At 66.7% G+C, this 23,655-nt stretch carries 23 protein-coding genes; 14 read left to right on the top strand and 9 right to left on the bottom strand.

What is annotated here, in order from left to right:
- Window positions 1-52: 52 nt before the first annotated feature.
- Window positions 53-1,066, top strand: a complete 1,014-nt coding sequence (locus ASE66_RS24585; protein ID WP_057192375.1) for an inorganic phosphate transporter — start codon at window positions 53-55, stop codon at window positions 1,064-1,066.
- A gap of 12 nt (window positions 1,067-1,078) precedes the next feature.
- Here ASE66_RS24585 and ASE66_RS24580 read toward each other — a convergent pair whose 3' ends face one another.
- Window positions 1,079-1,957: a TIGR01459 family HAD-type hydrolase gene (locus ASE66_RS24580; protein WP_274532970.1), complete on the bottom strand. Its 879-nt coding sequence runs from the start codon at window positions 1,955-1,957 to the stop codon at window positions 1,079-1,081.
- Between the two features lie 148 nt (window positions 1,958-2,105).
- Here ASE66_RS24580 and phnD point away from each other — a divergent pair, with 148 nt between their 5' ends.
- The 8 genes from phnD (at window position 2,106) to ASE66_RS24535 (ending at window position 11,853) form a co-directional block, all read left to right on the top strand.
- Window positions 2,106-3,158, top strand: a complete 1,053-nt coding sequence (gene phnD, locus ASE66_RS24575) for a phosphate/phosphite/phosphonate ABC transporter substrate-binding protein (protein ID WP_057192373.1) — start codon at window positions 2,106-2,108, stop codon at window positions 3,156-3,158.
- 20 nt (window positions 3,159-3,178) lie between these two features.
- Window positions 3,179-3,970 (top strand): phosphonate ABC transporter ATP-binding protein, encoded by a 792-nt coding sequence (gene phnC / locus ASE66_RS24570; protein WP_057192372.1) that lies wholly within the window; start codon window positions 3,179-3,181, stop codon window positions 3,968-3,970.
- Window positions 3,967-5,598, top strand: coding sequence for a phosphonate ABC transporter, permease protein PhnE (phnE, locus tag ASE66_RS33400; protein WP_244495051.1), 1,632 nt, complete (start codon window positions 3,967-3,969; stop codon window positions 5,596-5,598). The genes phnC and phnE overlap by 4 nt, the downstream gene beginning before the upstream one ends.
- Window positions 5,599-5,770: 172 nt before the next feature.
- Window positions 5,771-6,295 (top strand): RNA polymerase sigma factor, encoded by a 525-nt coding sequence (locus ASE66_RS24555; RefSeq protein WP_057192371.1) that lies wholly within the window; start codon window positions 5,771-5,773, stop codon window positions 6,293-6,295.
- Window positions 6,296-6,406: 111 nt separating this feature from the next.
- The gene (locus tag ASE66_RS24550; protein WP_156412317.1) at window positions 6,407-7,369 is read left to right on the top strand and encodes a FecR family protein; all 963 of its coding nucleotides are present in this window, start codon (window positions 6,407-6,409) and stop codon (window positions 7,367-7,369) included.
- A gap of 155 nt (window positions 7,370-7,524) precedes the next feature.
- Window positions 7,525-9,966: a TonB-dependent receptor gene (locus ASE66_RS24545; RefSeq protein ID WP_082613806.1), complete on the top strand. Its 2,442-nt coding sequence runs from the start codon at window positions 7,525-7,527 to the stop codon at window positions 9,964-9,966.
- Between the two features lie 34 nt (window positions 9,967-10,000).
- A complete protein-coding gene (locus ASE66_RS24540) occupies window positions 10,001-11,110 on the top strand; it encodes an ABC transporter substrate-binding protein (protein ID WP_057192370.1) in 1,110 nt (369 codons plus the stop codon).
- Entirely contained in the window at window positions 11,107-11,853 is a 747-nt protein-coding gene (locus ASE66_RS24535) for a siderophore-interacting protein (RefSeq protein WP_057192369.1), read from the top strand. The genes ASE66_RS24540 and ASE66_RS24535 overlap by 4 nt, the downstream gene beginning before the upstream one ends.
- A gap of 207 nt (window positions 11,854-12,060) precedes the next feature.
- Here ASE66_RS24535 and ASE66_RS24530 read toward each other — a convergent pair whose 3' ends face one another.
- Genes ASE66_RS24530 through glcF form a run of 3 tightly spaced genes read right to left on the bottom strand, consistent with a single transcriptional unit; the run spans window position 12,061 to window position 16,190 of the window.
- Window positions 12,061-13,239, bottom strand: coding sequence for an ABC transporter substrate-binding protein (locus tag ASE66_RS24530; protein WP_057192368.1), 1,179 nt, complete (start codon window positions 13,237-13,239; stop codon window positions 12,061-12,063).
- A gap of 30 nt (window positions 13,240-13,269) precedes the next feature.
- A complete protein-coding gene (locus tag ASE66_RS24525; RefSeq protein WP_057192367.1) occupies window positions 13,270-14,778 on the bottom strand; it encodes an FAD-binding oxidoreductase in 1,509 nt (502 codons plus the stop codon).
- A 38-nt stretch (window positions 14,779-14,816) separates the two neighbouring features.
- Window positions 14,817-16,190 (bottom strand): glycolate oxidase subunit GlcF, encoded by a 1,374-nt coding sequence (glcF, locus tag ASE66_RS24520; protein WP_057192366.1) that lies wholly within the window; start codon window positions 16,188-16,190, stop codon window positions 14,817-14,819.
- Window positions 16,191-16,342: 152 nt separating this feature from the next.
- On the opposite strand from glcF, the gene ASE66_RS24515 reads away from it, so the two are divergent.
- The 4 genes from ASE66_RS24515 (at window position 16,343) to ASE66_RS24490 (ending at window position 19,004) form a co-directional block, all read left to right on the top strand.
- A complete protein-coding gene (locus ASE66_RS24515) occupies window positions 16,343-17,278 on the top strand; it encodes a helix-turn-helix domain-containing protein (RefSeq protein ID WP_057192365.1) in 936 nt (311 codons plus the stop codon).
- Between the two features lie 91 nt (window positions 17,279-17,369).
- Window positions 17,370-17,558 carry a hypothetical protein gene (locus ASE66_RS24510; RefSeq protein ID WP_057192364.1) on the top strand — a complete coding sequence of 63 codons (189 nt, stop codon included), beginning with the start codon at window positions 17,370-17,372 and terminating at the stop codon, window positions 17,556-17,558.
- A gap of 712 nt (window positions 17,559-18,270) precedes the next feature.
- A complete protein-coding gene (locus ASE66_RS24495) occupies window positions 18,271-18,624 on the top strand; it encodes a hypothetical protein (protein ID WP_057192361.1) in 354 nt (117 codons plus the stop codon).
- A gap of 116 nt (window positions 18,625-18,740) precedes the next feature.
- Entirely contained in the window at window positions 18,741-19,004 is a 264-nt protein-coding gene (locus ASE66_RS24490; protein ID WP_057192360.1) for a DUF1488 domain-containing protein, read from the top strand.
- Window positions 19,005-19,714: 710 nt separating this feature from the next.
- Here ASE66_RS24490 and ASE66_RS24485 read toward each other — a convergent pair.
- Window positions 19,715-20,722, bottom strand: a complete 1,008-nt coding sequence (locus ASE66_RS24485; protein WP_057192359.1) for a glycosyltransferase family 4 protein — start codon at window positions 20,720-20,722, stop codon at window positions 19,715-19,717.
- A 21-nt stretch (window positions 20,723-20,743) separates the two neighbouring features.
- Complete coding sequence (locus tag ASE66_RS24480; protein WP_200964640.1) at window positions 20,744-22,348, bottom strand: alpha-amylase family glycosyl hydrolase; 1,605 nt, start codon at window positions 22,346-22,348, stop codon at window positions 20,744-20,746.
- Window positions 22,349-22,458: 110 nt separating this feature from the next.
- On the opposite strand from ASE66_RS24480, the gene ASE66_RS24475 reads away from it, so the two are divergent.
- Entirely contained in the window at window positions 22,459-22,725 is a 267-nt protein-coding gene (locus tag ASE66_RS24475) for a hypothetical protein (RefSeq protein ID WP_156412316.1), read from the top strand.
- A gap of 31 nt (window positions 22,726-22,756) precedes the next feature.
- Here ASE66_RS24475 and ASE66_RS24470 read toward each other — a convergent pair whose 3' ends face one another.
- The 3 genes from ASE66_RS24470 to ASE66_RS24460 all read right to left on the bottom strand — a co-directional run bounded on the left by ASE66_RS24470 (window position 22,757) and on the right by ASE66_RS24460 (window position 23,651).
- Window positions 22,757-23,017, bottom strand: coding sequence for a hypothetical protein (locus ASE66_RS24470; protein WP_057192357.1), 261 nt, complete (start codon window positions 23,015-23,017; stop codon window positions 22,757-22,759).
- Between the two features lie 109 nt (window positions 23,018-23,126).
- Entirely contained in the window at window positions 23,127-23,327 is a 201-nt protein-coding gene (locus tag ASE66_RS24465) for a hypothetical protein (protein ID WP_244495049.1), read from the bottom strand.
- Window positions 23,328-23,405: 78 nt separating this feature from the next.
- Window positions 23,406-23,651, bottom strand: a complete 246-nt coding sequence (locus ASE66_RS24460) for a hypothetical protein (protein WP_156412314.1) — start codon at window positions 23,649-23,651, stop codon at window positions 23,406-23,408.
- Window positions 23,652-23,655: the final 4 nt, after the last annotated feature.

Below are 23,655 nucleotides of genomic sequence, written 5' to 3'. Positions count from 1 at the left end.
TTTGGATCGGTTCGATCCAAAATCATCGTGATCTTGAGAGGCTGAGCCCCCCGTGGACTTCGCCAGCTTCGCTCCCGCCCTCATCTTCCTGATCGCCGTCGCGCTGCTGTTCGACTTCCTGAACGGCCTGCACGATGCCGCCAACTCGATCGCGACCATTGTCTCGACGCGCGTGCTGGCGCCGCAATGGGCGGTGTTCTGGGCCGCCTTCTTCAACTTCATCGCCTTCCTGTTTTTCGGGCTGCACGTCGCCCAGACGGTCGGCTCCGGCATCATCCAGGCGGCGATCGTCGACGACCGGGTGATCTTCGGCGCGCTGACCGGCGCGATCGTCTGGAACGTCGTCACCTGGATCGCCGGCATCCCGTCGAGCTCGTCGCATGCGCTGATCGGCGGGCTGGTCGGGGCTGGGCTGTCGAAGGTCGGCCTCTCGTCGATCGTCTGGTGGGGGCTCGGCAAGACCTTCGTCGCGATCTTCATGTCGCCGGCGATCGGCTTCGCCCTGGCGCTGCTCCTGGTGCTGATCGTCTCCTGGACCTTCCTGCGGGTCGCGCCGATCAAGGTCGATTCGACCTTCCGCGTCCTGCAATTCGTCTCGGCCTCGCTCTACTCGCTCGGCCACGGCGCCAACGATGCACAGAAGACCATGGGCATCATCGCCGTGCTGCTGTTCTCGCACGGCATGATGGGCGAGACCTTCTCGGTGCCGTTCTGGGTGGTGATCTCGTGCCAGGCGGCGATGGCGCTCGGCACGCTCTGTGGCGGCTGGCGCATCGTCCACACCATGGGGTCGAAGATCACCCGGCTCTCGCCGCAGCAGGGTTTCTGCGCCGAGACCGGCGGCGCGATCACCCTGTTCATGGCGACCTATCTCGGCGTCCCCGTCTCGACCACGCACACCATCACCGGCGCGATCATCGGCGTCGGCGCGGCAAGGCGGGTCACGGCGGTGCGCTGGGGCGTCGCCCGCGGCATCGTCTTCGCCTGGATCGTAACCATGCCGGCGGCGGGCTTGATCTCGGCATTGGCCTATTTCCTGTCGGGCTTCTTCCTGACCGGCCGCTGAACCGGCTCTTTCTCAGCCGAGCAGCGGCAGCGCGTAGGTCGGGCTTCGTCCGGCTCGGGCAAAGAGTGCGAGACAGCTCGACATTTCCATCGCCGCACCGTCCCAGACGATCTCGCCGCGATGGATGCCGCCGCCGATGAAGACGCTGTCGATGCCGGCGCCTTGCGCACCGGCGATGTCGTGCTCCAGCGAATCGCCGATCGCGACGACACGGCTCCGGTCGAGTCCGAGTTTCGCAAGACAGCTACGGTAGATTCGGGCCTCGGGCTTGCCGTGATAGCGCACCGTGCCGCCCAGTTGCTCATAGGCACGCGCGACGAGACCGGGCGCTTCCTGCAGGCCGCCGTCAGGGCTGGCGCGATGCAGGTCCGGATTGGCGCAAACCATCGGCAGCCGGCGCTCGCTGGCGGCCCTGAGCACGTCCATCCAGCCGGCGACCGATTGCCGGGGCGGGTCCATGGTCATCAGCAGAATGAAATCGGCGGCCTCGACATCATCGACGAGGTCCAGGCCAAGCCCCTCCGCCAGATGCGCCTCGCCCTCCCGAGCAAGCAGCAGACAACGCCGGCCGAGCGCGTGGTGGAACGGCTCGTCGCGCGCCGCCAGCGCATCCCGGGCGTCATCGCCGGCCGAGACGACCTCGTCATAGAGTTCGCGCGCAAAGCCCAGCTTCGCCAGCTGTGCGGCGTTTTCGCTGCCAAGGCGGCCGGAATTCGAGAGGATGATCACCCGCTTTCCGGCGCGGCGCAGGGCTTCGAGCGCCACAACCGCGCCCGGATACGCCCGCACGCCGTCATGCAGCACGCCCCATTGGTCGAGCAAGAAGCCGTCATAACGCGCCGCAAGAGCAGCTAGGCCGTCCGGAAAGGTTGTGGAAGGAGCTTTTTGCATCATCAGGGTTGGTGAAAGGCCAACCGTCGCGGTGGACAAGGCCACTATAGTCGTAAGACGAGACGCCTCGCCCGGCTGGAATATGACGGTTTTGTGTCACATACTATAGCCAGCTCATAATCAAGATCGACCGGGAGAGACGCCTACAATGACGAAGACGCTGACTCGCCTGTCCGCCACGACCTCACTGCTCCTGAGCCTCGGGCTCGCCGGCGCGGCGCAGGCACAGGACGCCTGCCCCAATCGCGGCCAGCTCGACACACTATATTGCGACGCCAACAAGGACCTCGTCGCCGATGTGCCGACCGAGGCCGCAAAGCAGAAGGACCCGTCGGCGCTGGTCTGGGCCTATACGCCGGTCGAGGATCCCGCCGTCTACGCCAATATCTTCAAGCCACTGACCGACCATCTCGCCGCCTGCACTGGCAAGCGCATCGTCTATTATCCGGTGCAGTCGAACTCGGCCGAGATCGAGGCGATGCGCTCCGGCCGCCTGCATTTCGCTGGCTTCTCGACCGGCCCGACCGGCTTTGCCGTCAACCTTGCCGGCGCGATCCCCTTCGCCGCCAAGGGCTCGGCCGCCGGCGTGCGCGGCTACAACCTCGTCGCCGTGGTCAAGGCCTCCAGCCCCTATCAGAAGCTCGCCGACCTCAAGGACAAGAAGGTCGCGCACACCTCGCCCTCGTCCAACTCCGGCAATCTCGCGCCGCGCGTGCTCTTCCCCGAGCATGGCCTGGAAGCCGACAAGGACTACAAGCCGCTGATGTCTGGCGGCCATGACAAGTCGATCCTCGGCGTCGTCTCGGGCGACTACGACATGGGTGCCGTCGCCGGCGACGTCTATGAGCGCATGATCGTGCGCGGCACGATCAAGAAGGAAGATACCCGCGAGATCTATCGCAGCGCGATCTTCCCGACCTCCTCCTTCGCCTATGCCCACGACCTCAAGCCCGAGCTCGCCAAGAAGCTCACCGACTGCTTCTTCTCCTTCCGCTTCACCCCGGAGATGACCAAGGAGTTCAACGGCGACGACCGCTTCCTGCCGATCACCTACCAGAAGGACTGGGCGGTCGTGCGTGACGTCGCCGAGAAGTCGGGCACGCCCTACAACAAGTCGGCCTACGACACCGAGGCCAAGCGCGAGGCCGACGAACTGGCCAAGAAGAAGGCGCAGCAGCCCGCGCCGGCCAAGGCTCCCTGAGCGAAGGCCATAACCAGCTCATGAGCGCGCTTCCCGCCGCAGAGGCGCCCGGCCATGGCCGGGCGCTCGTCATCCGCAACCTCGTCAAGGAGTATCGCAAGGGCCAGCCGGTTCTGCGCGACATTTCGCTCAGCGTCTCCGAGCCCGGCATCGTCGCGATCATCGGCCCGTCCGGCACCGGCAAGTCGACGCTGATCCGCTGCATCAACCGGCTGGTCGACCCGACCTCCGGCTCGATCATGCTGGGCGGCACCGACCTGGCGAAGCTGCAGGGCGAGGCGCTCAGGGCCGCGCGCCGGCGCCTCGGCATGGTCTTCCAGGAATACAACCTGGTCGAGCGGCTGACGGTGATCGAGAACGTGCTCTGCGGCCGGCTCGGCTATGTGCCGGTCTGGCGTGCCTGGACGCGCCGTTTCCCCGAAGCCGACATCGCCCGCGCCTTCGCCCTGCTCGAATCGATCGGCCTCGCCGATTTCGCCACCCGCCGCGCCGACCAACTGTCCGGTGGCCAGCGCCAGCGCGTCGGCATCGCCCGGGCGGTGATGCAGGAGCCCGACTTGATCCTCGCCGACGAGCCGACCTCCTCGCTCGATCCCAAGACCTCGGTCGAGATCATGGAATTGCTCGCCAAGGTCGGCCGCGAGCGCGATATCCCGGTGCTGGTCAACATCCACAACGTCGCCCTCGCCCGCCGCTATGCGCTGCGCATGATCGGCATGTCGAAGGGCGTCATCGTCTATGACGGCCCGCCGGCCGGGCTGCAGGATAGCCACCTCGCCGAGATCTATGGCGGCGAAGGCTGGATGGAATGAGCGCCCCTCCCGTCAGCGCCAGCTACAGCCTGCGCGCTCGCGCCTTCCCGCCGAACTGGCCGCTGCGCATCGGCGCGGCGCTGTTCGTCGCCTATGCGATCTATGCCGCCGGCATCGTCGATATCCGCTGGGAACGCTTCGTCCAGGGCCTCGGCAACGGCGCGCGCTTCATCGGCCGGATGCTGCCACCCAACACTGCCCCCGACAAGATGCAGCTGCTCGCGCAGGGCATGCTGGAATCGCTGCAGATCGCCATCATCGCCACCGGGGCCGGCGTGCTGCTCGCCTTGCCGATTGGCCTCTGCGCCGCGCGCAACCTGATGCCCTTGCCGGTGACGGTGCTGGCGCGCGGGCTGATCGCGCTCTGCCGCACCTTCCACCCGGTCATCGTCGCCATCCTCTTCGTCAAGGCGGTCGGCTTCGGCGCGCTCGCCGGCATCCTGGCGCTGATCGTCGCCACCATCGGCTTCATCGCCAAGCTGATCGCCGAGGCGATCGAAGAGATGTCGATGAAGCCGATCGAGGCGCTGCGCGCCGCCGGCTCGCCCTTCCTCTCAGTCGTCACCATGGGCGTGGTGCCGCAGGTGCTGCCGCGCTTCATCGGCTTTGCCGCCTACCAGCTCGATTCGAACCTGCGAAACTCAGCGCTGGTTGGCCTGGTCGGCGGCGGCGGCATCGGCGCGACCCTGTTCACCGCCTTCCAGCGCTTCGACTATGATTTCGTCCTGACCATCATCATCGCGATCATCCTGGCGGTGATGGCGGGCGAGATCCTCTCCGCCTTCATGCGCCGGGTCTATCAGGACGAGGCGCCGAGCGGCGAGGTCAAACAGGGCGCCTCCGGCCCGGTCTGGCACCGCTTCACCACGGCCGAGCGCAGCATGCGCCTCGCCTTCTGGGCCGTAGCGGCGCTGGCGCTGGGCTGGTCGGTGCAGACCATCGAGGTCATCCCGGAATTCCTCTATGATGCGCCGGCGCAGACGGTAGACCTCTTCACCCGGATGTGGCCGATCGACTGGGCCTATTTCCCCAAGACCGTACAGCAGGCGCTGATCGAGACGCTGCACACCGCAACGCTCGGCACGATCCTGGCGATCCTGATGGCGACGCCGGTCGCGCTGATGTGCGCCCGCAACGTCTCGCCCTCGGCCTGGGTCAACACGCTCGGCCGCTTCATCCTGGTCGCGACGCGTTCGGTCCACACGCTGGTCTGGGCGCTGTTCTTCGTCGCCGTCTTCGGTCCCGGCGCGCTCGCCGGCGTCCTGGCGGTCGCGGTCCACTCGATCGGTTTCACCGGGAAATTCCTGGCCGAGGCGATCGAGGAGGCCAAGCCCGGCCCGATCGAGGCGCTGCGGGCTGCCGGGGCGCCCTGGCGCTCGGTCCTGCTCAAGGGCTTCTGGCCGCAGGTGAAGCCGGCCTTCCTCGCCGTCAGCCTGTTCCGCTGGGATATCAATGTGCGCGAGAGCGCCGTGCTCGGCCTGGTCGGTGCCGGCGGCCTCGGCGTCGCCCTGCAGGCGGCGATGGACAATCTCTACTGGGACCAGGTCGGGCTCGTGCTCGTCGTGATCTTCGCGGTGGTGGTCGTCACCGAGATCGTCACCGCGACCCTGCGCGCGAAAGTAATCTGAGCGCGAGCCGGCCCGGCGCGGCGGATCTCATCCGAACCGCGCAGGGCAAGGAACGCAACCTGGATCGCGCATAGATTAGAGACCGTATAAACTACTGTTTTTATTGACTTTCTTCTCTCAGACACCTCATAGCGCTCCAACGCGCCGCCGTGGCGCAGCGCCATGAGGATCGATGTCGGACAGCGCGCTCAGCGTCGCCGCGCTCTACGCAGCCGAGCAGGACAGGCTCCGGCGGCGGCTGATCGGGCGCGGGCTCAGCGCCCAGCAGGCCGCCGATGCGGTCCAGGAGCTGTTCCTGCGGCTGCTGAGGACGCCCCGTACGGATGTGCGCGATGCGAGCGCCTATCTCAGCCGCGCGGCCGACAGTATCGCGATCGACCATTGGCGGCGTGAACAGCGAGCGAGCCGCCTGTTCGAAGCCGAGCCGCCGGATGCGCTGATGATCGCCGACCCCGCCCCGTCAGCCGAGGCCCGGCTCGTCGAGCGCGACAAGGCGCTGTATCTCGACCAGGCGCTCGCCACCCTGCCGCCGCGTTGTCGCGAGGTGCTGCTGCTGCACAAATTCGAGGAGCTCAGCTATGCCGAGATCGCGCTGCGCCTCGGCATCTCCCGCAACACCGTCATGGTCCATCTCGCCAACGCCATGAACCTGCTGCGGAAGCACATGCGCGAGAAAAATCGAGCTGGCGCTAATTAGTTTTCCTCTGGGGATCGTCTAAACAACAGGGCGGCCGACGGGCCGAGAGATGGAGCATCGGCGCGCCATGCGTCTGCGAAAACCGGCATTGCGGCTCGGACCGACGCGCTGATGGACACGGGCCCCATTGGCACCGTCGACGACGAAGCCGTCGCCTGGTTCGTCAGGCTGCGCGACGAAGAGGCGTCAGAATCGGATCGGGCCGCCTTTGCCGACTGGCTGGAGGCCAGTCCCACGCACGGGCAGGCCTGGCGCGAGCTCGAAGCCGTCTGGGGGGCATTGGATCAGGTCGCCGCGCCGAAGCCGACGACCATCACGCCGACCATCGTCGCGCACAGCCCTGCCCGGCATCGGCCCCGCCGGTCATGGCGGCCGATAGCTGCTGCGGCGATGCTCCTGCTGGCCGCGACCGCAGCCTGGCGCCTGCCGCCGGCCGGGATGTTCGCCGACCACCGCACCGGCATCGGCGAGCGCCGCGTCGTCGCGCTGGCGGACGGATCGCGGGTCGAACTTGGGCCGGCGAGCGCCATCGACGTCGATTTCACCGGCGCCCGACGCGCCATCACCCTGGTCGCCGGCGAGGCCTTTTTCACCGTAGCGCGGGACACGGCCCGGCCCTTCGTGGTCAGCGCCGGCGAAGGTCAGATCGCCGTGCTCGGCACTGCCTTCGATGTGAAGATCGGCCAGAGCGAGGCGGTCTCGGTCGTCGTCACCGAGAGCAAGGTCGCGGTCAGCGCAGCCGGAAGCAAGGCCGTCGGCGTCACCGCCGGCCAGGAGGTCAGCTATGATCGCAACGGCGTCTCTGCCGTGCGTGGGGCCGATCTTGATGCCGCCCAGGCCTGGCGGCAGGACCAGCTCGTCTTCCACGACGCGCCTCTCGACGCCGTCCTGACCGAACTGCGCCGCTACCGTGGCGGCACGATCCAGCTGCTCGGTGGCGAGCTCGGCAAGCGGCGTATCACCGCCGTCTTCGACGCCAAACGCCCCGATGCGGCCCTCGAGACGATCGCCCGCAATCTCGACCTGCGCCTGTTGCGTGCGAGCGACTATTTCGCCGCGCTCGTCGCCTGGTGAAGAAAAATCGCGCGACTGCCTAATTAGTTTTCGCCCCGCAAGCGTCTTCCCCAGCAGGGGAGCGCCAGAACGGCGCTTCGCGTGATCGCGGACAGGGGCATCGGACGATGAAGAGCGGGAACAAGGTCGGACAGCAGGCTGTCCGGCCGGCGGTGATGGCTGCGCTGCTGGCGGGCACGGCGTTGGGCTGTTTCGCGACGCAGCCAGTGCTGGCTCAAACGCCGGCGGCGACCAGCGCTGCGATCAACATCCCCTCCCAGGCGCTCTCCTCGGCGCTGATCGCCTTCTCGCGCCAGACCCGGATCGAAATCTTCGTTGCGTCCTCGCTCGCCTCCGGCAAGCGCTCCAGCGCGGTCTCCGGGGCGCAGGCGCCGGAAGCGGCCCTGCAGCGGCTGCTCGCCGGCACCGGCCTGACCTATCGCTTCACGGGGGGGCGCTCGATCACGGTCGAGGCCGCGCCGCGCGCCGGTGCGCTTGGCGCTGCGCCTGCCGGCGCGATCCCGCTCGACGAGGTGGTGGTCGAAGGCGCGCGCGGACTGCCGCCGCCGACCGGAACCATCGGCCAGCCGCCCGCGCCTTACGCCGGCGGCCAGGTTGGAACCGGGACCCGGATCGGTCTCCTCGGAAACCGGTCGGTCCTGACGACACCCTTCAACGTCACGGGCTATACGGCGAAGCTGATCCAGGATCAGCAGGCGAGGTCGCTCGCCGACGTGGTGCAGAATGACCCATCCGTGCGCAACGACGCCCCCGCGTTCAGCGAGCGGGATTCGTTCTTCATTCGCGGCTTCTCGGTCGTCAATCTCGACACGGCCTTCGACGGTCTCGCCTATATCGCCAACCCGCGCCGCAGTGTCGTCGAAGGCATCGAGCGCGTCGAGATCCTGAAAGGCCCGACCGCCCTGCTCAATGGCGGGGTCGCCCGCATCGGCGGCACGATCAACCTCATTCCCAAGCGCGCCTTCGACGAGCCGCTGACGCGCCTGACGACGACCTATCTGAGCGACGCGCAATTGTGGACGCAGGTCGACGTTGGCCGCCGCTTCGGCGCGTCCAAGGAATGGGGCGTGCGCTTCAACGGCTCCTATCGCAAGGGCGACACGCCGCTCGACAAGAACGCCATCGAGGTCGGCAACCTCTCGCTCGGCCTCGACTATCGCGGCGATCGCTTCCGCGCCTCGTTCGACCTTGCCCACTCCACCCAGAACGTCACCGCGCCGACATCGCTGTTCAACGCGGCGGCTGCGAACATCGCCATACCCAGGGCTCCGAACGGGCGGAGGAACACCTCGAGCTCGCTCGAATACAACGACAGCCGCTACAACATGGCGGCCGGCCGCGTCGAATTCGACATCCTGCCCGACACGACGATCTACGCCGCCGCGGGTGCGAGCCGCTATCTCGAGGACTTTCTGTCCTCGTCCTACCAGATCACCCGCATGGATGGCCGCGCCACCAACAGCCTCGCCATCATGCCGCTGGAGTTGCAGGGCTATTCGGGCGAGGTCGGCCTGCGCTCGAAGTTCCAAACCGGGTTCATCGACCATCAGATCAACATCTCCGCGTCCCAGTCGATCAACGAGAACTATTCGCGCGGATTCTTCCCGCCGGCGCTGCCGACCTTCCAGACCAACATCTACGCTCCGGTTCATCTGCCGCGCGATTCCATCAGCACCTTCGGCTTCCCGCGCTCCAGCCGGCAGCCGCTCTTCACCAGGCTGACGCTGCGCAGCCTGGCGGTCGCCGATACGCTCTCGATCGCCGGAGACCGGATCCAGGTGACGGTTGGCGGGCGCTATCAGGACATCGACCTGCAGAGCTATGTCACGCGCCCCGTTCCCACCCGGGGTTCCCTCGCCTCGACCTACAAGGAGGGGCGGTTCAGTCCCGCGATAGCGGCGGTCGTGCGCCCGACCGACAAGCTCTCGATCTACGCCAACTATATCGAAGGCCTGACCGAGGGGCCGAGCGCCCCGGCCACGGCGATCAACTCCAGCGAGGTTTTTGCCCCCGTCGTCAACAAGCAGACCGAGGTCGGCGTCAAATACGATTTCGGCACCGTCGCCGTCACGGCCTCGCTCTTCGAGATCAGGCAGCCGAACGCCTACACCGACCCAGGCACGAACCGCTTCTCGGTGAGCGGCCTCCAGGTCAACCGCGGCGCCGAGTTCACGGTGTTCGGCGAGCCCTTCGAAGGCGTGAGATTGCTCGGTGGCGTCACCTTCATGGACGCCGAGCTCGCCGACACGGCCGGCGGCCGGTTCAACGGCAAGACCGCGCCGGGCATCCCGACCACCGCGATCAACCTCTATGGCGAGTACGATCTGCCCTGGGTGCGAGGGCTCACCTTCACCGGCCGGATGATCTACACGAGCAAGATGTTCTACGATCAGGCGAATACGCAATCGGTCCCCGACTGGACGCGCTTCGACCTCGGCCTGCGCTATGCCTTCACTGGCCCGGCCGGCAAGCCCGTGGTGCTCAGAGCCAGTGTCGAGAACGTCTTCGACAAGACCTATTGGGCATCCGCCGCGCGCGGCTTCCTGGCGGTCGGAGCGCCCCGGACCTACGTGCTCTCCGCCCAGGTCGACTTCTAGCCGCTCGCCTGAAACCACATCGGGTTCCCAACGCATGTTGCGCGCCATCCTGCTCAGCCTGTCCCTCCTGCTTCCACCCGCCATGGCGGATGCAAAGCAGGTGACCGATCTCGCCGGCAGGACGGTGACAGTTCCCGACAAGGTCGAGCGCATCATCATCGGTGAGGGCCGCTATGTCCCGGCCCTCGCCATCCTCGACCGCGACGATCCGGTCGGCCGCCTCGTCGGCATGATGGGCGACTACGAGGCCGTCGATCCGGCGAACTATGCCCGCTATCGCGAGCGCTTCCCGAAGATCGCCGAGATCGCCCGGGTCGGCCGCGCCGCCAAGGAAAGCTTCAGCCTGGAGAAGGCGATCGCGCTGAAGCCGCAGGTCGCGATCTTCGGCCTCGGGGGCCATGGTCCCGATACGCGCTCCGGCGAGGTGATCGCGGCGCTCGAGAAAACCGGCACGACGATCGTCTTCATCGATTTCCGCAGCGATCCCTTGGTCAACACGCCGAAATCGCTGGAGCTGCTCGGCCAGGTGCTCGGCCGCGAGCGCGAGGCTGCCGAATTCCTCGCCGTCTGGCGTGCGGCCCTGGCTGAGGTCGAGGACCGGCTGAAGCAGGCCAGGCCCGCCCCCGTCGGCGTCTTCGTCGAAAGCCGCGTCGGGCTCGATTCAAGCTGTTGCGAGACGATGACGCGCGGCATGATCGGCCGCTTCGTCACCGCGGCGGGCGGCTTCAACATCGCCGAGCCGATGGTGCCGGGCGAAGCTGGCACCGTCAGCCTGGAATGGCTCATCGCCCATCCGCCGCAGGTCTATGTCGGCACCGCCATCGGCGGCGCGGCTTCTGCCGGCAGCAAGCCCTGGCTCGCGCTCGGCGCGGGCGTTTCAGCGGAGGTGGCGCGCGCCAGCCTGGCGCGCTCCATGGCCCGCACCGGCATCGCCCAGCTCGAGGCCGTGCGCCAGCGCCGCGCGCACGCGGTCTGGCACCACTTCTACAATTCACCGTTCAACGTCGCGGCAGTGCAGGCCTTCGCTAGATGGATGCACCCGGCCCTCTTCGCCGATCTCGATCCCGAAGGACTGCTGCGCCAGTTGCACGAACGCTTCCAGCCCTTCCCTCTCGATGGTGTCTACTGGATCTCGCTGCCATGACCGATATGCCGACCGCGCCCTCGCCCCGTCCCGCCCTCGAAGAATGGCACCTTGCCGTCGTCGAGGCCTTCGATGTCGAACCCCGACTCCGGCGGGTCGTCTTCACCGCCGACACGCTCGACCAACTCGATTATCGGCCGGGCCAGGCGCTGGTCCTGCGCATGCCGCTGCCGGAGGGCGGCACCGGCCGGCGCGACTACACCATTCGCTGGCTCGATCGCGAGGCGAAGCGGCTCGCCATCGATTTCGTCCTGCACGGCTCGACCCCGGCGCCGAGCTGGGCGCGTACAGCGCAGCCGGGCGACACCCTGCTCGCTCATGGCCCGCGCGGGCGCAACGTGATCGCGCCGGACGCCGACTGGCACCTGTTCTGCATCGACGAGACCGGCATGCCGGCCCTGCTCCATATGCTGGAGAGGGTCCCTGCCGACACGATCGTCCATGCGCTGATCGAGACCGCCTCGGAGCAGGGCGAAACACCCATCGAGACCGCTGCGACATTGACCTGCCGCTGGCTTGCGCGCGACGACGTTCCTGCCGGACCGAACGGGCTGGTGCTGGAAGCACTGCGCGCACTGCCGCTTCCCGCCGGCCGAGGCCAGGCCTACCTCATGGGTGAGACCAGCAATGTCCGGTCCTGGCGGCATCATCTCGCGCAATCGGGGATGCCGAAGACCGCGATCGCCTCGGAAGGCTATTGGCGGCCGGGCCGCATCGGCGGCCACGACCATGTTGACGATTGACCTTGCGAGAAGCGCTACCTCCAGAGCGAGGTTCGCCTCGCCCGGCAGGAAAGGCCAATCCATATCCGGTCTTCTGACCGCGTATTGTTGGCACTGACGATTTGTATAGTGCGGGCGCGCCGGGAGCCGCCCCTGGCTCTCTGCCAACCTGCCAGCGGCCGCGTCCGCTAATCATATCTCCACCTCCGGCGCGGTCTCCCCGTCCGATCAGAACGGCATCTTGCAGTCCTTGCCATAGGCGTCGGGCAGCCCTTCGACGATCTTGCTCTCGATCTCCGTGGCGAAGCTGCCGTCCTCGCGCTTCTTCACCGCGACCAGGTAATAGTCCTGGACAGGGAACTGGTTCGGCCCGACCTCGAAGCGTCCTCGCACGGAGTCGAACTTGGTCTTGCGCAGGGCCTCGATCAGCTTCGTCCGGTCGGCGATCTCGCCCTTCAACGAGGTCGCCGCGGCGTTCAGCCAGATCGCGGCGTCATAGGCGTGCGCGGCATAGTTGGCGGGCGTGTACTTGTACTCCGCCTTGAAGGCGTCGACGAATTTGCGGCTCGCCGGCACGTCCAGCGCAGGTGACCAGTTGGTGACGCCCGACGTTCCCACCGCCGCATCCTGGAGCGCGGGCAGGTTCGTCTCGTCGATGGTATGGGCCGACAGCATCGGCAGCGTGACGCCGGCCTGCCGCCACTGCTTGACGAAGGTCACGCCGAGACCGCCAGGCATGAAGATGAAGGCGGCGTCCGCCTTCGCCGCCACGATCTTGGCGAGATCACTGGAGAAGTCCGGCTGCGTCAGCGGCACGAAGATCTCGTCGACGATCTCGCCCTTGTATTCCCGCTTGAAGCCGGCGACGACGTCCTTGCCCGCCTGATAGTTGGGCGCGACGACCACGATCTTGCGATAGCCCTTCTGCGTGGCGTGGCGCCCCATCGCCTCGGCGTTCTGGTCGTTCTGATAGGCGGCGGAGAAGAGATAGGGGCTGCATCTCGCACCGGCGATCGGCGACGGGCCGGCATTCGTGCCGATGAAGACGGTCTGGCCGTCCACCATGCGCCGGGCCGTCGCCATCAGGATGTTGGAGAAGACGATGCCGACGATGGCGTCGACCTTGTCGCGCTCGATCAATTGCTGCACGCGCTGGATGCCGACTTCCGGCTTCAGTTCGTCGTCGACGACGAGGACTTCGGCGGGGATGCCGGCGATCTTGCCGCCGAGCTGCTTGATCGCGAGCTGGAAGCCGTCGCGCGTATGCTGGCCGAGCACCGCCGGCGGCCCGGTCAAGGTTGTGACCAGGCCGATTTTGATCGACTTGACCGGCTCGGCGGCCGCCATCGTCGAAAGGGCCGAAAGCAGCGCCAGCGCACTCGCAGTGGTCCTGAGGGTCTTGGGCATGTCGTTGGTTCCTCCCTGGTCGGTTCGATCTCAGCCGATGCCATAGCGCCCGGGTGCGATGACGCCCGCCGGATCGAGCGCGGCCTTGATCGCCGTGCAGCTGTCGCGGAAGGCCGGCATGGCCTGGCCCATATGGAGCGCGTGATAGTCGAGCGGGGCGCGGCCGACGAAGATGCCGCGCTCGGCATAGGCCCGTGCGAGCGCCTCGTAGCAGGCGTTGGCGCGGGCGTTCTCGTCGGGATTCTCGCGGTCGAAGGTGATGACGTGCAGCCCGCGCGCGAAGCGGGCGCTGCAGACGTTCATGATCATGTAATCCATGCCGTGCTCGGCATAAATCCGGCGCGAGATGCGCTGGCACTCATTGGCGATGCTTCCGACCATCGGCGTGCCCGGCAGAAACCAGAGATTGCCGCCTCCAGGACGCCATTTCAGCAAGCCGAGCTCGCCGACGCCGGGAACGCCCGAGCAGGCGTTGATGGCGACCTGCAGGGCATGGAAGCCCAGGGCCTCCTCATGCGGGATGTATGTCGCCTTGCCGGATTTGCCGAAGGCGGCGCGCACGCGCTCGATCTGCGGCTCGAGCGCCGCCATGCTGGGACCGTAGAAGGCGCCCGACACCGTCCAGGCGCCGAGCCCGTCCTTCTCCCGCAGCGCACGCCTGCCTGCCTCGGAGATCGGAGCGCGGTCGCCGGGGCTGTAATCCGGGCTCGGGTGCTCGGACCCGCAGAGATAGACGTCATTGGCGACGCGCAGCAGCGTCGGCACGAAATTCGAGAGCTTGAGCGCCCGGCAGATGTCGACGATCTCGGCGAGGTCGTCATCATCCGGATAGGTGAAATGGAAGCTGCGGACCGCCGGCGGGCGCGGCAGGAGCCAGATGCCCATGCGCGTGACAATGCCGAAATTCGACTGGGCGAACAGCCCGTCGAGGATCGGGCCGAAGCTGTACTTGCTGACGTGCCAGTTCGGCAGCTCGGAGCCCTGCAGTGCGCCGTCGCCGGTGCGCAACACCTCGCCGTTGCCGAGCACGACCTCCATGCCGCAGGAAAAGCCGAAATGGTCGAAATACGGGCCGTAGCCGGCGCCCTTGTCGAGCGCGTTGCCGAGCATGCCGCCTTGCGGTGGACCGGAGGTGACGTCGACCATGAACTTGTCGCCGCGCCGGACCAGCTCGTCATACATCGCCTGGTAGCTGACCCCGGGCTCGACCACGGCGAAGGCCAGCGTCTCGTCGATCTCGAGGATGCGGTTCATCCTGCGCCCGAGGTCGAGGACGACCTGCCCGGCGTGCACTGCCGAGCGGCTGCCGAGGCCGATATTGTTGCCGGTGCTGACCGGATAGAGCGCGACGCCGTGGCGGTTCGCCGCCCTCACGATCGCCTGCACCTCGGCCGTGCTGCCGGGATAGACGACGCCGAGCGGGCGCCGGTCGCCGCCCGGCATGGTGTTCTCGCCATAGCGGCGCAGCGTCTCCTCGCTGCGGTTGATCCATTCGGCGCCGATCGTCGCCGCGACCTCGTTGAAGAATGCCTCCGCCATGCCGGCGTCTCCCCTCTGTTTTCGTGTGTCTGCGCCGTTCACCAGAAGCCGGCGTCGTCGTTCGGCGCCGGGGCGGCGGCCGCAGCCGGCGCCTCCTCCGGCTGCGGCGCGGGCCGGCTCTGCAACGCCACGCCGGCCAGGGCCGGCGGCAGCGGGCCGCCCGTCGCCCAGTCCAGGAGCTCGACGGTGTGCGCCATCGGCGCGCCGACATAGCGCCGCAGCTGCGTCAGGCAGCCGATATTGCCGGCCGCCACGACGTCCGGCGCCGTGCTGTCGATATGGCCGGCCTTGCGCCCGCCCAGGGTTTCGGCCGTCGCGGGCTGGAGCAGGTTGTAGGTCCCGGCCGAGCCGCAGCAGAAATGCTTCTCCGGCACGTCCACGACCTCGAAGCCGGCGGCGCGCAGCAGGTCGCGCGGCGGCCGGGTGACGCGCTGGCCGTGCTGCATCGAGCAGGCGTCGTGATAGGTGACGCGCAAGCGCGGACGTTCCGGCGCCGCCGGCCGCAGCCCGATTCCGGCGATGAATTCGGTGACGTCGCGGGCGATGCCGGCGACCTCCCTCGCCTCGCCCGCAAGCTCCGTCCGGGCGAGGAGATGGCCGTAGTCCTTCACCGTGGTGCCGCATCCGGAGGCGTTGACGATCACGGCGTCGAGCCCTTCGCCACGACGCTCGCGCATCCAGGAGCGGACATTGGCGGCAGCGGCCGCCATGGCCTCTTCCTCACGGCCCATATGCAACGTCAGCGAGCCACAGCAGCCGGCCCCCGCCGCGACGACGACCTCGCAGCCATGCCGCGTCAGCAAGCGGATCGTCGCCGTGTTGATGTTGCCGTCGAGCACCTGCTGGGCGCAGCCGGCGAGCAGCGCCACCCGCGCCCGCCTTTCGCCCTCGGCCTCGAACACCTGCGGTGCCAGTATCCGCCCTTGCGTCCGCTCCGGGATCATCGCGAGGACAGGCCTGAGCCGCGACGGCAGCAGTCCTTGTATCGGCCGCCCGAGACGGCCGAGGGCCAGCGCGACCTGAAACAGCCGCGGCCGCGGCAGGACGAAGCCGAGCAGCGCTCGCAAGGCGCGCTCGGCGAGCGGCCGGCGATGCCGGCGTTCGACATGGACCCGCGCCCGGTCGATCAGATGCGCGTAGTCGACCTTCGCCGCGCAGGTGGTCATGCAGGACAGGCAGGAGAGGCAGCTGTCGAGATGCGCGACGGTCTGCGCCTTCGGCGGCGCCTCGCTCTCCAGCATCTCGCGGATCAGGTCGATGCGCCCGCGCGGGGATTCGTTCTCGTCGCGGCTCAGGACATAGGTCGGGCAGGTGTTGGTGCAGAAGCCGTAATGCACGCAGGTTCCGAGGATGTCGGCGGCTTCCCGGATCGCGGGATCGCGCAATTGCGCGGCCGTGAAATCTGTCTGCATCGCCTGTCTGTCCTCCGAGCGGAAAGCTAGAAACGGAGGCAGGCGAGGTCTCGGCGATGCGCGCAGAAAAATCCGGCTTTGAGTGCAAGCCATTCTTATGAAAAGCTGGGCGCGTCCGGACGGGTTCTGTCGGCTGCCGGGCGGAGAAGGTCATGGGGACCATTGTTTGGGGCACGCAAGGTCTGGAGCCCGATTCCGGGTTCGACTATTGGCGCGAGACGGTGTGCCGTGCCGTGCTCAACGTCACGACCGAGGCGCCTGACCCGCAGGAGGCCTTCCACGGCTCCATCGTCGGGCGCAGCTTCGGCGATGTCAGGATCGCGAGCTTCCGGTCGACGCGCCACGATGTCGTGCGCACCCCCCGCCATGTCGCGGAGGGCGACGACAGCGTTCTCGTCAGCCTGCAGGAGCGAGGCCAATGCCGGCTCTCGCAGGGCGACGAGCGGCTCTTGCTCCAGCCCGGCGAGATCGGCCTGGTCGACGGGGCGCGGCCATTCCGCCTCTCATTCTCGGAAGATGTCCGGCGTGTCGTCGCCGTCCTGCCGCGCCGCACGCTTCTGCTCAAGGCGCCCTGGCTCGTGCGTGGCCGCCCGCACCGTATCGCGCTCACCTCGCGGTTCATATCGCTCGCAAGGCGTCATCTCCTGGAGTTGGCGCGCCATGGCGAGGCCATGGACGAGATGTCCGCGAGCCTGCTCGCCGACAATCTGTGCAACCTGATCGGACTCTCGAGCGATGCCGGCGCCGGGGCCCGTCCCGATCGCCTGCACGAGGCGATCCTCGCCTTCTGCCGCGGACGGCTCGGGGACGAGACGCTGTCGCCGGGCGCCGTCGCGGCCCATTTCAACATCTCGGTGCGCACGCTTCATGCGCGCTTCGCCGCAACGGGCCAGAGCTTCGGGCGCTGGCTGCTGGCGACGCGGCTGGAGGAGAGCCGCCGCGCCCTGCTCGACCCCCGCCGCGCCGCCGAGGGCATAGCATCCATCGCCTATTCGGTCGGCTTCAACGACCTGTCGGTGTTCAACCGGGCCTTCCGCAACCGCTTCGGCGTCGCGCCTCGGCAGCATCGAAACAGAGATCTTGCCTAGATCACCGCGCGTCCGATCGGACGCGATAACGGTGATCTATCTATTTGTTATGGCATCGGATTCTTGCGAAAAAGCCCCACTCAAATGCACCGTGCAAGGCCCGTCGAATCCCGGCTTCGGCATCCCCGGCCCGGGCGGCAAACGGGTCGGCTTCAATGTCGATCTCTGCAGCGCCATCGCGACCTCGATCTCGGCGATCCCGCTCTTCCTGCCGGAAGGGATCGAGCTCGAAGTGCTCGTCCGGGCGCAGGTCGGCTTCACCCTCTTCGGCTCCGCCTAACCTCGCCGAGATCTTTCGCGCCGGCCTGCAATCGGTGCCCAAAGGCCAGTCGGAAGGAGCTGCGGCGCTTGCCCTGACGCATTGGCAGGCGCTGCTCCTTGCAGGTCGGCAGCATGCCGACCCATGGTCCGGCCAGGTTGACCTGTTCGACTTTGCCGCATTCCCATTTCTGCAGCAGCCGCTGGAGCTCCGGTTTGCCGTCGAGATTCGATAGGCGACCGGGAAGATGGTCAGCCGGTAGTTGAACTCGAGCTGGTCGCCATGGGCTTTGGAGCTGGCACCCTTCTGGAGTTCTTCGGCCGCCTGACAGAGTCGCTGGACCGCGGTCGCATGCAGCACCGCGTTAATATTGCCGGTAAACTCGACGACCTGCTGCCCCTTGGCCGTGGTGAAGCTGCGCCAGCCGCCGCCATCGAAGTCCCATCGAAGGCCTTGCCGACTGTTGTGCTGGGATGGCCGCGGACAGCGCGTTCTGTGAACGCCATGGCCCGGCCGAGGATGCGCTTTGTGGAGCCGAAGAGCTTTTCTCAGTAAAATGTCATGAGCACAAAGAATTCACCCAGCATTGAGGCGCCGGATGTGCAGGTTTATTTCACGACGATTCGATCGCGGTAGCTGAAAATACAAAACGAAATAAAGCTCAGCAATTTTATCCAGGGCTGTGTTATGATCGTTTACGGAAGGCTTCTTCCGGTTCGGAAAGTCCGACATCATGAAAATTTCAGCAGACCTGAAGCCGGCCGCCTGGGGCGCCGTCGGCGGGGCTATTGCACTCGCCGTCATCGGTTTCACCTGGGGCGGCTGGGTGACGCAGAGCACGGCAGAACGAGAAGCCAAGGCACGCTCGAATGCCGCCCTTGTCGCGGCTCTCTCGCCGATCTGCGTGGTGAGGTTCCAGCAGCAGAACAATGCGACCGAACAGCTCGTCGAACTCAAGAAGATCAGCTCCTGGCAGCAGGGTGATTTCATCGCCAAAGGAGGATGGGCAACAATGCCGGGCAGCTCATCGCCCGATTCGGACGTAGCCAAGGCCTGCGCGGCAGCTCTCGGCATTCCGAAAACCTGAGATTGCTCGCCAGTCGCTCGGCACCGCGACTGGCGACTTCTTGCCCCGTAACCGAATATCTGGGCCTGCCTACGATACATGCCTGAATTCGATCAGCCCCCTTCGAGGATGATCTCATGAGCCTCCACTTCCCTAATCCGATCCGACGGTATGACGCCGCGCGAAACTGCGTCTGTTTCTGGGGTTCCGATTCCGCTCTGGAGATTGCATTCGAGGTCGAGCTCGCGGCGTTGCACGGCATCGACGCTTCAGCCGGTCCGGACGAAGCGTCGATGCTGAGGGCGTATGATGGGCATCTTGCCACCATTCAGAAGGCCGCCGGGGCAGCTTATGCCCGCAAGCGCCGGAGCTACCACCGATTGACGGCTTCCGAGTTCTAATCTTGCTCGGGCTTTTCTGCCGATGACGGACCCGCGGGCTTCTCCGGGTCCCGTGGCCGTTGCATTGCGATCTTTCGATCGTCGTCAGCCGACGCCGGCGCCGGCTTAGTCGGCGCGGCTGCCGTTTGCGGGGCGATAACCGGCTTGTTGGTGTTTGCGGCCGGTTTCGGCTCGATCGTCCTGAAACGGATCATCACTGTCCTGTCGGTTGGCCGAGGCTCGCAGCATGCGCCTGGCCCCAGGGGACCACTGCCGAAAAACGCTATTTCTTTTTTGAAGCCGGAGCCTTCGCGATTGCCGCGACAAGGCTGGTGGGGGCAAGTGCTGCAGCCTTGGGTTTTTCCTGCTTCGGCTTCTTGGACTCGCGGTTCCCGCGTCGTTCGCCTTTTGACATGCCGTTCTGGTCCTCGTTCGGAGACCGCTGGACGCGATCTCGGGTCGTACCGGCCGAAGCTGGGCATCTCGCAGGGCAGTCGCCCGTCGCAATGTGCATGCGTGGTTGCAGGCGCGGATGTCTTGCAAGGAAAGGCGAGCAGGTGCTCGTGTCAGCGCGGCCGGCTAGCAGCTGCCGCGGCTGCCTGGGAACGAATCCAGGCAAGTCATGTCGAAGCAGAGTCGCAGCCTAGGCCAGGGCCGAGGAGAGCGCACGCTGTTTCTTTTGCATCTGCCCGCCGGACCGGCGCACCTCCATCCGCCGGGAGGCACGGGCCTCATCCGAGGATGGAGCGATAGAGCTCGAGATAACGATCGGCCATTCGCTCGACGGTGAAGCGCGCCGCGACCGCCGCCCGGCAGGCGGCGCGGTCGATCTCGGAGAGGCGCGCGATCGCAGCCACGGCCTCCTCGACGCTGTCGACCAGGAACCCGGTCACGCCATGCTCGATCAGCTCCGGCATGGAGCCTCGTCTTGAGGCGATGACAGGCGTTCCGCGGGCGAGCGCCTCGATGACCGACAAGCCGAACGGCTCCTCGAAGTTGATCAGGTGCAGCAACGCCTTCGCCGAGCCGAGCGCATGCGTCCGGGCGCTGCCGCCGACGGGGCCGAGATAGACGACGCTCTCGCCGGCGAGCGCGGGCGCGACCTGCGCGTCGTGGTAGCCGCGGTCCTGGATGATGCCGGCCATGACCAATCGGCGCCCGGCTGCGCGTGCGGCAGCGATCGCCTCGGCCGCACCCTTGTCGGGGTGGATGCGGCCGAAGAAGAGCAGGTCGTCGCTTCCGACCGGATCGAACGGAAAATCCTCGATCCGGATGCCGTGGTGGATCGTCGCCGCATAGCGCAGATCGGGGTGCCGGTCGGCGGCGCTGATCGCGACATAGTGGACCTTGTCCTCATAGGCCTTGAAGGCCGGCAGGATACGCTCCGAGGAGAAGCCGTGGATCGTCGTCACCACCGGCGTGTCGACCAGGCGCGAGAAGGCGAGCGGCACGAAATCGGCCTGGTTGTGGATCAGGTCGAATTCGCCGGCGCGCTCGAAGACATGGGCGACGTGCAGCAGTTCCCAGACCTTGGCGTCGATCGTCGGATCCTCGGAATACGGCGCCGGGCAGACGCCGGCCAAGGTACCCGCCGTATGACTGTCTTTCGTGGCGAACAGGGTGACGTCGACGCCGCGCGCCACCAGCGCCTCGGTCAGCAGGCTCGTCACCAGCTCCCACGGGCCGTAATGGCGCGGCGGCGTGCGCCAGGAGATCGGCGCCAGCATGGCGATGCGCAAAGCGTTCGTCCCTCCGTTAAGTCAGTCGGCGAGCGTCAGGATCACGCCCTCGTCGGGCCTCAGCAGCAACGCGCCGTCCTGAACCGGCGTTAGATCGGCGAGCGTGGAGAGCAGCGGCCGGCCATCCAGGGCCCAGACGGGCATCTCGAAGCGCTGCGTCATGGCTCCTAGATTCAGCGCCACGACCAGCCGTTCCTCGCCGTACGACCGCTCATAGGCGAGCACGTCATTTTCAGCTTCCAGAAACGCGAAATCGCCGAGCGCCAGGGCCGGATGGGCGCGCCGGAGCGCCAGCAGCCGGCGATGCAGCGTCAGCATCGAGCCGGACTCGGCTGCCATGTGCGCTACGTTCCGGTCCGGCCAGTCGGCGTTGAGCGGCAGCCAGGGCGCAGCCGTGCTGAAGCCGGCGTGCTCGCTTGCGTTCCAAGGCATCGGCGTGCGGACCGGGTCTCGACCCAGGCCCTTGCCGGGCTCGCGCAGTTCGCGCGGATCCTGGACATGACCCGGCGGGATCTCGACGTCGCCCAAGCCGAGCTCGTCGCCATAATAAAGGGTAGGCGTGCCGCGCAGGGTCAGCAGCAGCATCGCCGCGACGCGCGCCTGGGCCTGGCCACGCCTCGTCGCGACGCGCGGCCGGTCATGGTTTCCCAGCACCCAGTTCGGCCAGCCACCTTGCGGCAGCGCAGCCTCGTAGCCGGCGATCAGCGCAGCCAGCGAGCGCGCCTGCCAGAGCGCCTCGACGAGCTGGAAATTGAAGGGCAGATGCACGCCCGCCTGCTCCACGCCGTAATAGGCCATCAGCCGATCGATCGGCAGGTAGATCTCGCCGATCAGGGCTCGCTCGCCCTGTCCCGTGGCGCCGTAGCCGTCCGCGAGGGCGCGCATCTCGGCCGCGATGCCATGGACCTCGGGCTGGTCGGTCGAATGCTGCTGGAGCACGCGGTGCATCTCACCCAGTTCGGGCCGATAGGCGGGGTTCGACGGGTTGTCCGGGAAATCCGCCGCCTTGATCAGATGCCAGAGCACGTCGATGCGAAAGCCGTCGACACCGCGGTCGAGCCAGAAGCGCAGCACGTCCTGCATCGCGGCCCGCACCGCCGGATTGCGCCAGTTGAGGTCCGGCTGCTGCTTCAGGAAGGCGTGATAGTAATACTGGCCGCTGGCCTCGTCCCATTCCCAGGCCGGGCCGCCGAAATCGCTGATCCAGTTGTTGGGCGGCCCGCCCCCCGGGACAGGATCGCGCCAGAGATACCAGTCCCGTTTCGGATTGCTGCGCGAGGAGCGGCTCTCCAAGAACCAGGGGTGCTGGTCGGAGGTGTGGTTCGGTACGAAGTCGAGCAGGACCTTGAGCCCGTGCGCATGAGCCTGCGCCAGCAGATCGTCGAAATCGGCGAGCGTGCCGAAGCGTGGATCGACGCCGGTATAATCGGAGACGTCGTAGCCGAAATCGGCCATCGGCGAGGGATAGATCGGCGAAATCCAGATCGCATCGATACCGAGTTCGGCGAGGTAGCCCAATCGCCGGGTGATGCCCTTGAGGTCGCCGACTCCATCGCCATTGGTGTCCTGGAACGAGCGCGGGTAGATCTGGTAGATCACCCCGCTCTGCCACCATGGCACGGTCATCGCCGCGTCATCGCAAGCGCCAATTCTCTCTGCTCTTCGCCGAACCGGTTCCGCGCCGAACCTAAGGCCGCAGGCTGGAACAAAAGGGCTCCGGCGGCGGTTAGCTCGTCATGACCATTTCCACGACCACTCCGCCGACACCACCCGTCGATCACGATATGGAACTGTCGCTCCCCGCAGATGCGCCGCGCAATATCGTCAGGAAGCGGCAGCAGCGCAAGGCGCGCTCGGTGGCGGGCAGTCATATCGATGAAGCACTGTCGGGGCTTCCGATCTCGGATCAGGCCAAGGCTTCGCGCAAGGCAAGGCTGATCGACCTGCCGGATGACACACCGCTGAAGCGGCGCATCGAAGGTGTAGACCCCGAGCCGGTTTGATCCGCCCTGACGGGGAGCCGCTCGGCTTTGCTCAACCACCGGCAGCAGGCCCTTCATCTGCGGACGGCCGTCGACAGGTGCCTCGCGTAAAGCGCTCAATCTCGGCGAGCGCATCATCAAGGGATTTGAAGGGCCCCCGCCGCATGGCCTCCATCGTGTGCAGTGCATGGCCTGCCGGATAGATCATAAACTCGCCAGTCGCCCGGTCCGCGATATATCCCATATCGCGGCCGAGCAGATCGGTCAGCGACCAGGTCGTTCCATCCGGCTTCTGCGTGACATCGATATCCAAGCGAACTCCGTTGGTCGGAACCCGCAATCCGGCGGGCTCAAGGTGCGGGCTTCAACCCGCCGGAACAGCGGTCTTGTCGTCGAGGCCCCGGAAACGGGCATCGAGCCGGTCAAACAGTTCGTTTGCGCTTGGGCGTCGGTGGCGCGGATGCCGCAGCGGCGCGCTCTGCCGCCTCCTTCTGCAGCCGAAGCTCTTTCAAGCGCGCTGTGTTGACGTCGCGCGCCTGGTTGATGGTCTCCGTTTCGGAAAGGACGCGGTTGCGCGTCAATGACTGGGTTTGCGTCCTCAGGAACGCGGCATCTGCCGTCACGCGGGATCTCGAGTTCTCTGCCAAGTGTCTTCTCCAGAGGGGGCGGCTTGCGGGATGAGATCAGCCTCGCAGTGAGCATCACCCGGCGGGGCTGCGCACCGATTCGAGATTGTCCGAAACAATCTGATCGTGCCCGATCGCCCGTTCATGGCCATCGGCTCCGCGAACGCGGTATTCGCGCTCGCCGCTTGCACGCGTCGGCATGATCCTCACGACCTCATACTCGCCGGCACCGGATTGATCGGCGAAGCCGAAGGACAGCCGGACCACATCCCCAAGCTCGATCGAGCGTTGGATCACGGGCTGATGTCGGGTCATTTCCATGTTC

It is taken from the genome of Allobosea sp. Root483D1 (genome assembly GCF_001429505.1).
Classification (GTDB): domain Bacteria; phylum Pseudomonadota; class Alphaproteobacteria; order Rhizobiales; family Beijerinckiaceae; genus Allobosea.
The sequence above is the reverse complement of the archived record's forward strand: the minus strand, read 5'-3'. Positions and strand labels throughout refer to the sequence as shown.

Excerpts from the sequence above, each read along its gene's own strand:
- ASE66_RS24580 (WP_274532970.1), bottom strand. The coding sequence starts at position 1,957 with ATGCAAAAAGCTCCTTCCACAACCTTTCCGGACGGCCTAGCTGCTCTT.
- phnD (WP_057192373.1), top strand. The coding sequence starts at position 2,106 with ATGACGAAGACGCTGACTCGCCTGTCCGCCACGACCTCACTGCTCCTG.
- phnC (WP_057192372.1), top strand. The coding sequence starts at position 3,179 with ATGAGCGCGCTTCCCGCCGCAGAGGCGCCCGGCCATGGCCGGGCGCTC.
- phnE (WP_244495051.1), top strand. The coding sequence starts at position 3,967 with ATGAGCGCCCCTCCCGTCAGCGCCAGCTACAGCCTGCGCGCTCGCGCC.
- ASE66_RS24555 (WP_057192371.1), top strand. The coding sequence starts at position 5,771 with ATGTCGGACAGCGCGCTCAGCGTCGCCGCGCTCTACGCAGCCGAGCAG.
- ASE66_RS24550 (WP_156412317.1), top strand. The coding sequence starts at position 6,407 with ATGGACACGGGCCCCATTGGCACCGTCGACGACGAAGCCGTCGCCTGG.
- ASE66_RS24545 (WP_082613806.1), top strand. The coding sequence starts at position 7,525 with ATGGCTGCGCTGCTGGCGGGCACGGCGTTGGGCTGTTTCGCGACGCAG.
- ASE66_RS24540 (WP_057192370.1), top strand. The coding sequence starts at position 10,001 with ATGTTGCGCGCCATCCTGCTCAGCCTGTCCCTCCTGCTTCCACCCGCC.
- ASE66_RS24535 (WP_057192369.1), top strand. The coding sequence starts at position 11,107 with ATGACCGATATGCCGACCGCGCCCTCGCCCCGTCCCGCCCTCGAAGAA.
- ASE66_RS24530 (WP_057192368.1), bottom strand. The coding sequence starts at position 13,239 with ATGCCCAAGACCCTCAGGACCACTGCGAGTGCGCTGGCGCTGCTTTCG.
- ASE66_RS24525 (WP_057192367.1), bottom strand. The coding sequence starts at position 14,778 with ATGGCGGAGGCATTCTTCAACGAGGTCGCGGCGACGATCGGCGCCGAA.
- glcF (WP_057192366.1), bottom strand. The coding sequence starts at position 16,190 with ATGCAGACAGATTTCACGGCCGCGCAATTGCGCGATCCCGCGATCCGG.
- ASE66_RS24515 (WP_057192365.1), top strand. The coding sequence starts at position 16,343 with ATGGGGACCATTGTTTGGGGCACGCAAGGTCTGGAGCCCGATTCCGGG.
- ASE66_RS24495 (WP_057192361.1), top strand. The coding sequence starts at position 18,271 with ATGAAAATTTCAGCAGACCTGAAGCCGGCCGCCTGGGGCGCCGTCGGC.
- ASE66_RS24490 (WP_057192360.1), top strand. The coding sequence starts at position 18,741 with ATGAGCCTCCACTTCCCTAATCCGATCCGACGGTATGACGCCGCGCGA.
- ASE66_RS24480 (WP_200964640.1), bottom strand. The coding sequence starts at position 22,348 with ATGACCGTGCCATGGTGGCAGAGCGGGGTGATCTACCAGATCTACCCG.
- ASE66_RS24475 (WP_156412316.1), top strand. The coding sequence starts at position 22,459 with ATGACCATTTCCACGACCACTCCGCCGACACCACCCGTCGATCACGAT.
- ASE66_RS24460 (WP_156412314.1), bottom strand. The coding sequence starts at position 23,651 with ATGGAAATGACCCGACATCAGCCCGTGATCCAACGCTCGATCGAGCTT.